At 41.1% G+C, this 15,292-nt stretch carries 9 protein-coding genes; 7 read left to right on the top strand and 2 right to left on the bottom strand.

The window, feature by feature from the left end; translation table 11 throughout:
• The first annotated feature begins 7 nt into the window (after nucleotides 1-7).
• The 7 genes from rpoB (at nucleotide 8) to tuf (ending at nucleotide 12,753) form a co-directional block, all read left to right on the top strand.
• On the top strand, nucleotides 8-3,565 hold the full coding sequence (rpoB, locus tag J2S08_RS16130; RefSeq protein ID WP_307231296.1) for a DNA-directed RNA polymerase subunit beta: 3,558 nt from the start codon (nucleotides 8-10) through the stop codon (nucleotides 3,563-3,565).
• A 401-nt stretch (nucleotides 3,566-3,966) separates the two neighbouring features.
• Complete coding sequence (rpoC, locus tag J2S08_RS16125) at nucleotides 3,967-7,563, top strand: DNA-directed RNA polymerase subunit beta' (protein WP_307231295.1); 3,597 nt, start codon at nucleotides 3,967-3,969, stop codon at nucleotides 7,561-7,563.
• Nucleotides 7,564-7,710: 147 nt separating this feature from the next.
• Complete coding sequence (locus tag J2S08_RS16120) at nucleotides 7,711-7,959, top strand: 50S ribosomal protein L7ae-like protein (protein WP_307231293.1); 249 nt, start codon at nucleotides 7,711-7,713, stop codon at nucleotides 7,957-7,959.
• Nucleotides 7,960-8,063: 104 nt separating this feature from the next.
• On the top strand, nucleotides 8,064-8,483 hold the full coding sequence (rpsL, locus tag J2S08_RS16115; protein WP_307231291.1) for a 30S ribosomal protein S12: 420 nt from the start codon (nucleotides 8,064-8,066) through the stop codon (nucleotides 8,481-8,483).
• A 53-nt stretch (nucleotides 8,484-8,536) separates the two neighbouring features.
• Complete coding sequence (gene rpsG, locus J2S08_RS16110; protein ID WP_307231289.1) at nucleotides 8,537-9,007, top strand: 30S ribosomal protein S7; 471 nt, start codon at nucleotides 8,537-8,539, stop codon at nucleotides 9,005-9,007.
• A gap of 350 nt (nucleotides 9,008-9,357) precedes the next feature.
• Entirely contained in the window at nucleotides 9,358-11,436 is a 2,079-nt protein-coding gene (gene fusA / locus J2S08_RS16105) for an elongation factor G (protein WP_307231287.1), read from the top strand.
• Between the two features lie 129 nt (nucleotides 11,437-11,565).
• Complete coding sequence (gene tuf, locus J2S08_RS16100; RefSeq protein ID WP_307231285.1) at nucleotides 11,566-12,753, top strand: elongation factor Tu; 1,188 nt, start codon at nucleotides 11,566-11,568, stop codon at nucleotides 12,751-12,753.
• Nucleotides 12,754-12,892: 139 nt separating this feature from the next.
• Here the strand turns inward: tuf and J2S08_RS16095 are convergent, their stop codons facing one another.
• Together J2S08_RS16095 and menC are read right to left on the bottom strand one after the other, a co-directional pair.
• A complete protein-coding gene (locus J2S08_RS16095) occupies nucleotides 12,893-13,954 on the bottom strand; it encodes a YkvI family membrane protein (RefSeq protein WP_307231283.1) in 1,062 nt (353 codons plus the stop codon).
• Nucleotides 13,955-14,125: 171 nt separating this feature from the next.
• The gene (gene menC, locus J2S08_RS16090; RefSeq protein ID WP_307231281.1) at nucleotides 14,126-15,235 is read right to left on the bottom strand and encodes an o-succinylbenzoate synthase; all 1,110 of its coding nucleotides are present in this window, start codon (nucleotides 15,233-15,235) and stop codon (nucleotides 14,126-14,128) included.
• Nucleotides 15,236-15,292: the final 57 nt, after the last annotated feature.

Raw genomic sequence — 15,292 nt, 5'->3', positions numbered from 1 at the left:
GAATCAGTTGAAAGGTCAACTTGTTCAGTATGGACGACACCGCCAACGCAGAAGTTTTGCGCGTATCAGTGAAGTGTTAGAATTACCAAATCTTATTGAAATTCAAACAGCTTCCTATCAGTGGTTTCTTGATGAGGGATTAAGAGAAATGTTCCAAGATATTTCTCCAATTGAAGATTTCGCAGGAAATCTTTCTTTAGAGTTTATTGATTATAGTTTAGGTGATCCGAAGTATGATGTTGATGAATCGAAAGAACGAGACGTCACATATGCTTCTCCTCTTCGTGTCAAACTTCGTCTTGTTAATAAAGAAACAGGCGAAGTAAAAGATCAGGATGTCTTTATGGGTGACTTCCCTCTGATGACAGAAATGGGAACATTTATTATTAATGGGGCAGAACGTGTTATAGTATCACAGCTCGTTCGTTCACCTAGTGTCTATTATAACGGCAAGATAGACAAAAATGGGAAAAAAGGATTTGCAGCCACAGTTATACCAAACCGAGGCGCATGGCTTGAATATGAAATAGACGCTAAAGATGTTGTTTACGTGCGCATTGATCGTACTCGGAAGCTGCCGATTACAGTACTGTTTCGAGCTCTTGGGTTTGGGTCTGATCAAGAAATCATCGATTTAATAGGAGATAACGAATATATTCGTAATACACTTGAAAAGGATAACACCGAAAGTGCAGAAAAAGCGCTGCTGGAAATCTATGAACGTCTGCGCCCAGGTGAACCGCCAACAGTAGAAAACGCAAAAAGTCTACTGATTTCACGTTTCTTTGATCCAAAACGCTACGACCTTGCCAATGTAGGAAGATATAAAATCAACAAAAAGCTTCATATTAAAAATCGCTTATTCGGTCAGCGCTTAGCGGAAACATTAGCTGATCCAGAAACAGGCGAAGTAATTGCTGAAAAAGGCACTTTATTAGATCGCAGAACATTGGATAAGCTGCTTCCATACTTGGAAGAAGGTGCAGGCTTTAAAACTTTTCGTCAAACTGGCGGTGTCGTGGAAGATAAAGTTACTCTACAATCGATTAAAATTTATGCGCCAAACGATGATGAAGAGAAAATCATTAACGTTATTGGCAATTGCAACATCCCTGAGAGTATCAAAAATATAACTCCTGCTGACATTATTTCATCTGTTAGCTACTTTTTTAACCTCTTGCATGGGGTAGGAGATACTGATGATATTGACCATTTAGGCAATCGCCGTTTGCGTTCTGTTGGTGAATTGCTGCAAAATCAATTTCGGATCGGTCTTTCTCGGATGGAACGTGTTGTACGTGAAAGAATGTCTATTCAAGATATCAACACGATTACACCGCAGCAATTAATCAATATTCGGCCTGTTATTGCCTCTATTAAAGAATTCTTTGGCAGCTCTCAGCTTTCGCAATTTATGGATCAAACCAATCCGTTAGCTGAATTGACGCATAAACGCCGTCTTTCTGCATTGGGACCTGGAGGCTTAACACGTGAGCGTGCTGGTTTTGAAGTTCGTGATGTTCACTATTCTCACTATGGAAGAATGTGTCCGATTGAAACACCAGAAGGTCCAAATATTGGATTAATTAACTCACTTTCGTCGTTTGCGAAGGTCAATCGTTTTGGCTTTATTGAAACTCCATATCGGCGAGTGGATCCAGAAACTTCTAAGGTTACGAATCAAATCGATTATTTGACAGCTGATGAAGAGGACAACTATGTTGTAGCGCAAGCGAACGCACCACTAGCAGATGATGGCAGTTTTATGAACGATGAAGTTATTGCACGTTTCCGTGGAGAAAACACGGTCGTTCATAAAGATAGAATCGATTATATGGATGTATCACCGAAGCAAGTTGTTTCAGCGGCAACTGCTTGTATTCCTTTCTTAGAAAATGATGACTCCAACCGTGCTTTGATGGGAGCAAACATGCAGCGGCAAGCAGTCCCACTTATGCAGCCTGAAGCACCTATTGTTGGTACTGGAATGGAGTATGTATCCGCAAAAGATTCTGGTGCAGCAGTAATCTGTAAGCATGACGGCATTGTTGAACATGTGGAATCAAGAGAAGTGTGGATACGCCGCATTTCAGAAGTAGACGGGCAAAAAATAAAAGGTAATCTCGATAAATACCGATTACAGAAATTCATTCGCTCCAACCAAGGAACATGCTATAATCAGCGGCCAATTGTTAGTGTAGGAGATCATGTGACGAAGGGTGAAATTCTTGGTGATGGCCCATCCATGGAAAATGGCGAGCTTGCATTAGGGCGCAACGTCCTTGTCGCTTTTATGACGTGGGATGGCTATAACTACGAAGACGCCATTATTATGAGTGAACGTCTTGTAAAAGATGATGTCTATACATCGATTCATATTGAAGAGTATGAATCAGAGGCTCGTGACACTAAGCTTGGTCCAGAAGAAATGACGCGGGATATTCCGAATGTTGGTGAAGATGCATTACGTAATTTGGATGAACGCGGCATCATTCGTATTGGAGCAGAAGTAAAAGATGGCGACCTGCTTGTTGGGAAAGTAACACCTAAGGGAATGACAGAGCTTACTGCTGAGGAAAGATTGCTTCATGCTATTTTTGGAGAAAAAGCGCGCGAAGTACGCGATACGTCTCTACGAGTTCCACATGGCGGCGGCGGTATTGTGCTAGACGTGAAAGTGTTTAATCGCGAAGATGGCGATGAGCTGCCTCCAGGTGTTAATCAGCTAGTTCGTGTTTATATTGTTCAGAAACGAAAAATTTCTGAAGGAGATAAAATGGCTGGAAGACACGGAAATAAAGGTGTTATTTCTAAAGTGCTCCCAGAAGAGGATATGCCGTATATGCCAGATGGCACGCCAGTTGATGTTATGTTGAATCCCCTTGGAGTTCCATCGCGGATGAACATCGGCCAAGTGTTAGAACTCCATTTAGGAATGGCTTCACGACGACTTGGAATCCATGTTGCTTCTCCAGTATTCGATGGAGCAACAGAGGAAGATGTTTGGGATACAATTGAAGAAGCTGGAATGGATCGGGATGCAAAAACAATTCTCTACGATGGACGTACAGGCGAACCATTTGATAACCGGGTTTCTGTTGGCATCATGTACATGATTAAATTAGCCCATATGGTTGATGACAAATTGCATGCTCGTTCCACAGGGCCTTATTCGCTAGTTACGCAGCAGCCATTAGGCGGTAAAGCGCAATTTGGCGGTCAGCGATTCGGAGAAATGGAAGTGTGGGCACTGGAAGCTTACGGTGCTGCTTATACGCTGCAAGAAATTTTGACAGTCAAATCGGACGATGTCGTTGGACGGGTAAAAACATACGAAGCAATTGTCAAAGGAGAAAATGTTCCTGAGCCTGGTATTCCAGAATCATTCAAGGTTCTAATTAAGGAACTGCAAAGCTTGGGAATGGATGTCAAAATCCTTTCAAGCGATGAAGAAGAAATTGAAATGCGTGAATTAGAGGAAGAAGAAGATAATCATCAGGCGGATACATTGAATATTGCTCCCGAAACAGAGAGTAAAACAGAAGCAGTTGCCTGGAAAGAATAAATTTATTTCTTTAGATAAAACAGAAGCAGATCTATTTTATTTGCGCCATGAAAAAATATGAAGGTTAAAGTTCCTCTTGTTTTTCATGGCGCTGCATGAGATGTACAGTCATTCATTCTTTGAGCAATCCCTAGAGGTTTATGATTCAAAAAAACCAACCATGTTTAAGAAATGAAGTTTCCGAGGCCTCGTTTGCCCGGTATGTGTTGCAAAGATGTTGTTTATAGGATTACGAGGAATGGATTTTCATAACGTAAACAACTTTGAAGAAATTTCAAGAAACACACAAGAACTGGCGCAGGCAGCGCGACACTGTAATGAGACGTTATTCCCCGAATTTTTGAACCAGCCTTTAGGCGCAAATAGGGTAGAACCTGGATATAAAAAGGGAGGTAGGCCCCTTGCTGGATGTTAACAATTTTGAGTACATGAAGATTGGTCTTGCTTCACCAGATAAAATCCGTTCCTGGTCTTTTGGTGAAGTGAAAAAACCAGAGACGATTAATTATCGTACGTTAAAACCAGAAAAAGACGGATTATTTTGCGAACGAATTTTTGGACCGACAAAAGATTGGGAATGTCATTGTGGTAAATATAAGCGCGTACGCTATAAAGGCGTTGTTTGTGATCGCTGTGGTGTAGAAGTGACGAGAGCAAAGGTAAGACGCGACCGTATGGGTCATATTGAGCTTGCTGCTCCAGTCTCTCACATTTGGTACTTTAAAGGAATTCCAAGTCGAATGGGACTTGTACTGGACATGTCTCCACGTGCCCTTGAAGAGGTTATTTATTTTGCCTCATATGTCGTAACTGATATTGGCGATACCGCATTGGAAAAGAAACAGCTTCTTTCTGAAAAAGAGTATCGTGCTTATCGAGAAAAGTATGGAAATAAGTTTCAAGCAGGCATGGGGGCAGAAGCGATTAAAAAGCTCCTGCAAGATATTGATCTAAATAAAGAAGTAGACTTTTTAAAAGAAGAATTAAAGACAGCACAAGGCCAACGTCGAACTCGTGCAATTAAACGACTAGAAGTGTTGGAAGCATTTCGCCATTCAGGAAATGAACCTGATTGGATGATTTTGGATGTCCTTCCAGTCATTCCGCCAGAACTGCGTCCAATGGTACAGTTAGAAGGCGGCAGGTTTGCCACTTCTGATTTGAACGATCTTTACCGTCGAGTGATCAATCGGAATAATCGTTTAAAACGCTTATTAGACCTTGGTGCGCCAAGTATCATTGTCCAAAATGAAAAGCGGATGCTCCAAGAGGCTGTAGACGCACTAATTGACAATGGCCGCCGCGGCAGACCTGTTACAGGTCCTGGAAATAGACCTTTAAAATCATTATCCCATATGTTAAAAGGAAAACAGGGTCGTTTTCGTCAAAACTTGTTAGGTAAACGTGTTGACTACTCAGGCCGTTCTGTTATTGTCGTTGGTCCAAACTTGAAAATGTATCAATGTGGACTTCCTAAGGAAATGGCACTTGAGCTGTTTAAACCATTTGTGATGAAAGAGTTAGTAGAAAAAGGCCTTGCGCATAATATTAAAAGTGCCAAGCGAAAAATTGAACGGGTACAACCAGAAGTATGGGATGTGCTTGAAGAAGTAATCAAAGAACACCCAGTTCTTTTAAACCGGGCGCCAACACTGCATCGCCTCGGAATTCAAGCATTTGAACCTACTTTAGTTGAAGGAAGAGCGATCCGTCTGCATCCACTTGTTTGTACAGCATATAATGCTGACTTTGATGGAGACCAAATGGCGGTACACGTTCCACTATCCGCAGAAGCACAAGCAGAAGCACGTTTATTAATGCTGGCAGCGCAAAATATCTTGAATCCAAAAGATGGAAAACCTGTTGTTACACCTTCTCAAGACATGGTGTTAGGGAATTATTACTTAACAATGGAGCGAGAGGGAGCAAGAGGAGAAGGAAAAATCTTTAAGGATATCAACGAAGCACTTTTGGCTTATCAAAACGGCTATGTCCATTTGCATACTCGAATAGCTGTCTACGCAGGCTCTATCACAAATGAGACGTTTACAGATGAACAAAGACAGAAGTTATTAATTACAACGGTCGGCAAACTTATTTTTAATGAAATATTGCCAGACACGTTCCCATATATTAACGAACCGACAAAAAACAATTTAGAAAATGAAACACCAGAAAAGTATTTTGTTGACCCGATGACAAATGTTGAAGAACATATTAAAAATCAACCGTTGATTGAGCCGTTTAAAAAGAAAATACTCGGCAGCATCATTTCGGAAGTGTTCAAAAAGTTTAAGATCACAGAAACATCAAAAATGCTTGACCGTATGAAGAATTTAGGCTTTAAGTATTCTACAAAAGCCGGAATCACAATCGGAATTGCTGATATTGTTGTCTTGCCGGAAAAAGAAGTTATTTTAAACGAGGCACAAGAAAAAGTCGATAATGTCATGAAACAATTTAGACGTGGATTGATCACAGAAGAAGAAAGATACGACAGGGTCATTTCTATCTGGAGTATTGCAAAAGACAATATTCAAGGCAAACTAATGGAAACGCTGGATAACTTAAACCCAATCTTTATGATGAGTGATTCTGGCGCCCGTGGTAATGCGTCAAACTTTACCCAATTGGCTGGTATGCGTGGGCTTATGGCTAACCCTGCAGGCCGTATTATTGAATTGCCGATTAAATCAAGTTTCCGTGAAGGTTTAACGGTATTGGAATACTTTATTTCAACGCACGGTGCTCGGAAAGGTCTTGCGGATACAGCTTTAAAAACAGCAGACTCTGGTTACTTAACACGCCGGCTTGTCGACGTTGCTCAAGATGTCATTGTCCGTGAAACTGATTGTGGTACGGACAGAGGACTGCTCGTTGGCGCATTAAAGGATGGTACGGAAATTATCGAGACTTTAGAGGAGCGTCTCATTGGGCGCTATGCTAGAAAGTCTGTTAAACATCCTAGTACTGGAGAAGTGTTAGTAAGAGAGAACGAACTGATTAACGAAGATGTTGCTAAATCGATTGTAGATGCAGGCGTAGAAGAAGTTCATATTCGTTCTGCTTTTACTTGCAATACTCGTCATGGCGTGTGCAAACGTTGCTACGGCCGAAACCTTGCAACAGGTACAGAGGTGGAAGTTGGAGAAGCGGTAGGTATTATTGCTGCTCAATCCATTGGAGAACCGGGTACACAGCTTACAATGAGAACATTCCATACAGGTGGGGTGGCCGGAGACGATATTACACAAGGTTTGCCGCGGATTCAAGAATTGTTTGAAGCGCGTAATCCAAAAGGACAATCGGTCATTTCAGAAATTGACGGTGAAGTAACTGCTATTAATGAGGGACGAGATCGTCAAAATGAAATTGTTATACAAGGCGAGATTGAAAGCCGCACTTATCATGCGCCATACACATCTCGTTTGAAAGTTGCAGTTGGCGACATCGTAGAGCGAGGCCAAGAGTTGACAGAAGGATCTATTGATCCGAAAGAGCTATTAACTGTTCGCGATGTTGCAGCAGTACAAGAATATTTGCTGCGTGAGGTACAAAAGGTTTATCGCATGCAAGGTGTTGAAATTGGCGATAAGCATATTGAGGTGATGGTGCGGCAAATGCTGCGAAAAGTGCGGGTAAACGATGCTGGGGATACAGATGTGTTGCCAGGTACATTGCTCGACATCCATCAATTCTCAGACGCCAACGAAAAAGCATTGCTGGAAGGAAAGCAGCCTGCAACAGGGCGTCCCGTGTTGCTAGGAATTACAAAAGCATCGCTTGAAACAGACTCATTCCTATCAGCAGCATCATTCCAAGAAACAACTCGTGTGTTGACAGATGCTGCAATAAAAGGGAAACGAGACGAACTTCTTGGCTTAAAAGAAAACGTCATTATCGGAAAACTTGTTCCAGCAGGTACTGGTATGCAGCGCTATCGCAAGGCAGATGCAGAGCTTGCTAATACAAGTGAGGCTGTCGCTACAGTAGAGTAGAGGAAAGAATGATATATGGTTCGTCAGTGAGGAAGCAACGGTTTCCTCGCTGACGAAAATTTTATTTTTTTGTTGACATTAAAAATTGAAGATGATAATATATTCAAGGTGCTCCTATAAATAACCTGTTGCTTTGGAGGATATAACATGTCTTATGATAAAGTATCGCAGGCCAAACATGTAATAGTAGGAACAAAACAGGCAGTGAAAGCACTAAAGTCTGGTGATGTTGGAGAATTGATTGTAGCGGAGGATGCTGATCCTCATATTACAGGAAAAGTCATTCAATCTGCAATCGAAATGAACGTTCCTATTACTCGCGTAGACTCAATGAAAAAACTTGGGAAAGCGTGTGGTATAGATGTAGGTGCTGCCATTGTCGCTATTACTGACTAAAGCTGTTTTTGCAGAAGCAATATTCTGCAAAGACTTTGTTTTTACCACAAAATGAACCACCTGGATGTGTGGGCTTAGAAAAAAGACGGAAGGAGGATGTTCTCATGCCTACAATTAATCAATTGGTGCGTAAGCCAAGGAAGTCTAAAATTACAACTTCAGACTCTCCAGCACTAAATAAAGGCTACAATAGCTTCAAAAAAGCGCAAACTAATGTGTCTTCTCCACAAAAACGTGGTGTATGTACGCGTGTTGGAACAATGACGCCAAAGAAACCAAACTCTGCGCTGCGTAAATACGCTCGTGTGCGTTTAACAAACGGAATTGAGGTAACTGCATATATTCCTGGGATTGGCCACAACCTTCAAGAACACAGTGTTGTTCTGATTCGTGGAGGCCGTGTGAAAGACTTGCCTGGGGTACGTTACCATATCGTACGTGGTGCGTTAGACACTGCGGGTGTTGAAAACCGGAAACAAAGCCGTTCTAAATACGGTACAAAGAAACCAAAAGAGAAAAAATAATAAGTGAAGATCGATCATTTTGAATGAAAAATGATTGGAAGGGAGGAAATATCATGCCACGAAAAGGCCCTGTCGCAAAGAGAGATGTGCTGCCTGATCCGATTTATAATTCTAAATTGATTACACGTCTAATCAATAAAATTATGGTCGACGGCAAAAGAGGGAAAGCACAATCTATTCTTTATTCAGCATTTGATATTATCAGAGAACGTACAGGTAAGGACCCAATGGAAACATTTGATCAAGCATTAAAAAATATTATGCCAGTACTTGAAGTAAAAGCTCGCCGTGTTGGGGGTTCAAACTATCAAGTACCTGTAGAAGTACGTCCTGAACGCCGTTCAACTCTAGGACTTCGCTGGTTAGTAAACTATGCGAGACTTCGAGGAGAAAAAACAATGGAAGAGCGCCTTGCCAACGAAATTCTTGATGCAGCGAACAATAGTGGTGCATCAGTTAAAAAGCGTGAAGACACGCATAAAATGGCAGAAGCAAACAAAGCATTTGCTCATTACCGTTGGTAATCTGATTCTAAAAGTTGTTTATTCAATACAACCGGATAAAATTTCAAGGAACGAAAACTGCGAGAACCGGATCGTATGTATGATACGAGAGGATCGGAGCAGTCGAGTGACACAGAAATTTGCCGGTTATATTCCCGGACTTTTTGAACAATCTGTAGTAATGTAAATTCAAAAAGGAGGACAATAGAACCAAAAATTTCAAGGAACGAAAACTGCGGGAACCGGAGCGTATGTATGATACGAGAGGATCGGAGCAGTCGAGTGACACAGAAATTTGCCGGTTATATTCCCGGACTTTTTGAATAACCTCTACAACAAATTATACTTATTGAAGGAAGGAGAAATACGAAATGCCAAGAGAGTTCTCCTTAGAAAAGACTCGTAATATTGGCATCATGGCTCACATAGATGCTGGTAAAACAACGACAACCGAACGTATCCTTTTCTATACAGGACGCATTCACAAGCTAGGTGAAACGCATGAAGGTGCGTCCCAAATGGACTGGATGGAGCAGGAGCAAGAGCGTGGGATTACAATCACTTCTGCTGCAACAACGGCACAATGGAAAGGCCACCGAGTCAATATCATCGATACACCAGGACACGTAGACTTCACAGTTGAGGTAGAGCGCTCCTTACGTGTTCTTGATGGTGCTGTCACAGTGCTTGATGCCCAATCAGGCGTTGAGCCGCAAACAGAAACTGTATGGCGTCAAGCAACGACATACGGTGTTCCTAGAATTGTATTTGTTAACAAAATGGATAAGATTGGTGCAGACTTCTTATATGCAGTGAAAACATTGCATGATCGACTAGATGCAAATGCACATCCGATCCAATTGCCAATCGGTGCTGAAGATAATTTTACAGGTCTTATTGATCTTGTAGAAATGAAAGCTTACTTCTATAAAGATGATCTTGGAACTGATCCTGAAGTAGGAGAAATTCCAGATGATATGAAAGAGCAAGCAGAAGAATACCGCGGCAAGCTTGTTGAAGCAGTTGCTGAGTTAGACGAAGAGCTTATGATGAAATATCTTGAAGGTGAAGAAATCACTATTCCTGAATTGAAAAATGCTATTCGTAAAGCAACTCTTAGTGTTGAGTTTTACCCAGTGCTTTGCGGTACTGCATTTAAAAACAAAGGTGTTCAAGTCATGCTTGACGCAGTAATCGATTATTTGCCAGCTCCAACGGATATTGCTGCAATTACTGGTACTGTGCCTGATACCGAAGAAGAAGTTGAGCGTCCTTCAAGCGACGATGCACCATTCTCGGCATTAGCATTTAAAGTAATGACTGACCCTTATGTTGGCCGCCTTACTTTCTTCCGAGTTTATTCTGGAACATTAGAATCTGGTTCTTATGTTCGCAACTCAACAAAAGGAAAACGCGAAAGAATTGGCCGTATTCTACAAATGCACGCTAATCACCGTGAAGAGATTTCTACCGTTTACTCTGGAGACATCGCTGCGGCAGTTGGTTTGAAGGATACTGGTACAGGGGATACACTTTGTGACGAGAAAAATCTCGTTATTTTAGAATCAATGGAATTCCCAGAGCCTGTTATTGATGTAGCGATTGAACCGAAAACAAAAGCGGACCAAGATAAAATGGGTACAGCACTTTCTAAGCTTCAAGAAGAAGATCCAACATTCCGTGCTGAAACAAATCCAGAAACGGGTCAAACCATTATTTCCGGTATGGGTGAACTTCACTTAGATGTTATCGTTGACCGTCTAAAACGTGAATTCAAAGTGGAAGCGAATGTAGGTGCTCCACAAGTTTCCTACCGTGAAACATTCCGTGCTTCTGCAGAAGTGGAAGGTAAATTCGTACGTCAATCTGGTGGTCGAGGACAATACGGTCACGTTTGGATTGAATTCTCTCCAAATGAGGAAGGAAAAGGCTTCGAGTTTGAAAACGGAATTGTTGGTGGTGTTGTACCACGTGAATATGTCCCAGCTGTTCAAGCAGGTATCATTGATGCGTTGGACAACGGTGTGCTTGCAGGCTATCCGCTAATCGACGTAAAAGCTAGACTATTTGATGGTTCTTACCATGATGTTGACTCGAACGAAATGGCCTTTAAAATCGCTGCTTCTATGGCTGTGAAAAACGCTGCGAAGAAATGTAGCCCTGTCATTTTAGAGCCGATGATGAAGGTAGAAGTCGTTATGCCTGAAGAATATTTAGGTGACATTATGGGAGATATCACCTCTAGACGCGGACGTGTAGAAGGAATGGAAGCAAAGGGCAATGCTCAGGTTGTGAAAGCATTAGTACCACTTGCAGAAATGTTTGGTTATGCAACAACTTTACGTTCCAATACTCAAGGACGCGGAACATACACAATGTTCTTTGATCATTATGAAGAAGTGCCAAAATCAATCGCTGAAGAAATAATCAAAAAAAATAGCGGCGAATAATTGATTTCTGACTATTAATAAAGTATAACTACTATTGTAAGCTATCATATGCTTTTAGAAATGAGCAAATTCGTTTCTAAAACGCCTAAATAATATATGTAAATTTAAATTTAAAGGAGGATATTCCTAATGGCTAAAGAAAAATTTGATCGTTCCAAAACACATGCTAACATTGGTACAATTGGACACGTTGACCATGGTAAAACAACTTTAACTGCTGCAATTACAACTGTACTTGCTAAAGCAGGCGGTGCTGAAGCACGTGGTTATGATATGATTGACAATGCTCCTGAAGAGCGTGAGCGTGGTATTACAATTTCTACTTCACACGTTGAGTATGAAACTGCAACTCGCCACTATGCACACGTTGACTGCCCAGGACACGCTGACTATGTTAAAAATATGATTACAGGTGCTGCACAAATGGACGGAGCGATCCTTGTTGTATCTGCTGCTGATGGTCCAATGCCGCAAACTCGTGAGCACATCCTTCTTTCTCGTAACGTAGGTGTACCTTACATTGTTGTTTTCTTAAACAAATGTGACATGGTAGACGACGAAGAGTTGTTGGAATTAGTTGAAATGGAAGTGCGCGACCTTCTTTCTGAATATGATTTCCCTGGAGATGATATTCCAGTTATTAAAGGTTCTGCACTTAAAGCGCTAGAAGGCGAAGCAGAATGGGAAGAAAAAATTCTTGAATTAATGGCAGCTGTTGACGAATATATTCCAACTCCAGAGCGCGACACTGATAAACCATTCATGATGCCTGTAGAGGATGTATTCTCTATCACTGGTCGTGGAACAGTTGCAACAGGTCGTGTTGAGCGCGGACAAGTAAAAGTCGGCGACGAAGTAGAAATCATCGGTCTTGAAGAAGAATCCAAGAAAGTTGTTGTTACTGGAGTAGAAATGTTCCGTAAACTTCTTGATTTTGCTGAAGCTGGAGACAATATTGGAGCGCTTCTTCGTGGTGTTGCTCGTGAAGACGTACAACGTGGTCAAGTACTTGCAAAACCAGGTACGATTACACCGCACACTCAATTTACAGCTCAAGTATATGTACTTTCCAAAGATGAGGGAGGACGTCATACTCCATTCTTCTCTAACTACCGTCCACAATTCTACTTCCGTACTACGGACGTAACAGGAATTTGTAACCTTCCTGAAGGAGTAGAAATGGTTATGCCTGGCGATGACGTTGAAATGACAGTTGAGTTAATTTCTCCAATCGCTATCGAAGAAGGAACAAAATTCTCTATCCGTGAAGGCGGACGTACTGTTGGATCTGGAATAGTATCAACAATTCAAAAATAATGTATTAAATGAGGCAGATGGATCGCGACCATCGCCTCATTTTTTTATGCAGTAAAGCTTTCTTGAAGTGTAGAGGGGCGAAGCTTATCCGCAGTTTAATGATGCTCCGCCCCTTTTAACAGAAAGGTGAGGCCTGCCATCAATATGCAATAGTGTTTTGTTTCCTAGTGCGTATCCACGAAAGAATAATAGCAATGATTAAGACCAAACCTAGATATCCAGTAATCGGATAAATAGTACCGACTAATATGGTGAAGCCTACAAAACTGGCGGCAAAGGCAAGGATGCCAATTACGATAACTCCGCCCTTAAACATTTTTGTTTCTGATGGAATAAACCGGGCAGTAAAGGCATAAAGCATTCCCACCGCTGTATTAAATATCATCCCAAGCAGAGCAATAGACATTAGGACACCAACAACAGGAGAAATTTCAGTTGCAAGCAGAAGTGTCGGCATATCTGCTCCTTCAAGACGATCCAAGTTTGCGAACATCCCAATATTAATTAATAGAATTAATAATCCAAGGCCGAATCCGCCAAGAAGTCCGCCCCAGCCGGCTGCTTTTTTATCTTTTACTGTTCCGCCTATAACTGATAACATGGCAAAGCCTGCTGCAATATTATAGGATACATATAGAATTGCTCCTAGTAACCAATGAGGAGCAGCAGAGCTTTGCGCTGCCGCGGCTGTTTCCAGCTGCACATAATCACCGCTGCTTGTAAATATCGAATAAGCAGTAATGATAAACATTAATACTAATAGAAATGGGGTCACACTACTAATGATATAGATGACCTTTTTTACATTTAATAATAGTGTCAAGATTGTAAGGATGGACATAATGATGCTTCCGACGATTGGAGACAATCCAAACTGTTGTTGGAAAATTGATCCACTCCCAGCAATCATAACGACTGCTACACCAAATAAGAAAAAGGTAATTAAAATATCAACTGCTATGCCAATGTATTTTCCGCAAATCGTATAGATTACTTTTTTATGGGAAGTCGTTTTTAAAATTGACCCATGCAAGGCAATTTGCATACCTAAAAATGCAAATAAAAAAGCTGCAATGATAGAACCAACAATTCCAATCAAACCGAAGCTAGTAAAAAATTGTAGAATCTCTTGTCCAGAAGCAAATCCTGCCCCAACAATAACACCAATGTAAGCACCAGCAATTTGAATAATCTTTCTCATGATGTTCCTCCAAAACTAATATTAGTGAATATTTAAACAATTTAGATATAAAGGAAAGGGAGAGAATAGTTCTATCCTCTCGCCTATCGTACTGTATATAATAGTAGATATGAGTTCCATTACTTACATACGGTAATACCATACAATGTCTACCAGTTCCTACTCATTTTATCAATTCCTAAATGTCTGCTGATGAACAGTGAAAGCATCGATTGCAGGGATGTTTGGTTCATAACCAATTCCAGGCTTATCAGGAACACGAATCAATCCGTTCTCTACTGTCACTACTGGCTCAATCACATCTTGCTCCCAATAACGTTTAGAAGCAGCGGTATCGCCAGGCATTGTAAAGTTTGTAAGGGTTGTTAATGCAATATTGTGGGCTCTGCCGATTCCTGATTCAAGCATTCCACCGCACCAAACTGGAATTCCTTTTGAAAAACACAAATCATGAATTTTCTTTGCTTCAGTAATCCCGCCAACTCGTCCTATCTTTATATTAATAATTTGACAGCTTCCAAGGCTAATTGCTTTTCGTGCATCTTCATAAGAATGGATGCTTTCATCTAAACAGATAGGCGTGTCCAGCTGCTTTTGAATATGAGCATGGTCAACGATATCATCAGCAGCAAGCGGCTGCTCAATCATCATTAAATCAAACTGATCTAACTGTTTTAAACGCTCAAGATCTTCTAAACGATACGCAGAGTTTGCATCAGCCATTAATGGAAGCTGTGGGAACTGCTCTCGTATAGCACGAATAACGTCAACGTCCCAGCCTGGCTTAATTTTCACCTTTATGCGTTTGTACCCTTCTTTCACATAGCCATCAATTACTTCCAAAAGTTCTGCGATTGACTCTTTTATACCAATGCTAATACCCACTTCGATCGTTTCTTTCTGTCCCCCCAGCGCTTTGCTAAGTGGAATTTGCTGTTCTTTGGCATAAAGATCCCAGACAGCACCTTCAAGTGCAGATTTAGCCATGTTATTTTTTCGGATAGGGGCTAATATTGTATTCACCTCATCAGGGTGATCGAGATGCTTGTCTAGTATCATTGGAATAATAAAATCTTCGAGCATATGCCAATTTGTTTTCATCGTTTCTTCATTATATAATGGAGCAGTAAAGGCAACGGATTCTCCCCAGCCGCTCAAGCCAGCTTCATTTTTTGCTTCTACTAAAATAAACTCTCGATCTTGCATTGTTGTAAAGCTTGTTGTAAATGGAAAATTCATGCGCATTTTTAAATGGCGTAAAGTTACTTCACTTACTTTCATGTTCATTCCTGCTTTCTGTTTCTTTTTTCATATTTAAATGGTTAATCTTCTAATTTT

The organism is Bacillus chungangensis (genome assembly GCF_030812995.1).
Taxonomy (GTDB): domain Bacteria; phylum Bacillota; class Bacilli; order Bacillales; family Bacillaceae_C; genus Bacillus_CF; species Bacillus_CF chungangensis.
Note: the sequence above shows the minus strand (reverse complement) of the source record. Positions and strands in the feature narration are given on the sequence as shown.

What these genes read in the sequence shown, in the direction of transcription:
- J2S08_RS16120 (WP_307231293.1), top strand. Translation starts at nt 7,711, where the DNA reads ATGTCTTATGATAAAGTATCGCAGGCCAAACATGTAATAGTAGGAACA.
- rpsL (WP_307231291.1), top strand. Translation starts at nt 8,064, where the DNA reads ATGCCTACAATTAATCAATTGGTGCGTAAGCCAAGGAAGTCTAAAATT.
- rpsG (WP_307231289.1), top strand. Translation starts at nt 8,537, where the DNA reads ATGCCACGAAAAGGCCCTGTCGCAAAGAGAGATGTGCTGCCTGATCCG.
- fusA (WP_307231287.1), top strand. Translation starts at nt 9,358, where the DNA reads ATGCCAAGAGAGTTCTCCTTAGAAAAGACTCGTAATATTGGCATCATG.
- tuf (WP_307231285.1), top strand. Translation starts at nt 11,566, where the DNA reads ATGGCTAAAGAAAAATTTGATCGTTCCAAAACACATGCTAACATTGGT.
- J2S08_RS16095 (WP_307231283.1), bottom strand. Translation starts at nt 13,954, where the DNA reads ATGAGAAAGATTATTCAAATTGCTGGTGCTTACATTGGTGTTATTGTT.
- menC (WP_307231281.1), bottom strand. Translation starts at nt 15,235, where the DNA reads ATGAAAGTAAGTGAAGTAACTTTACGCCATTTAAAAATGCGCATGAAT.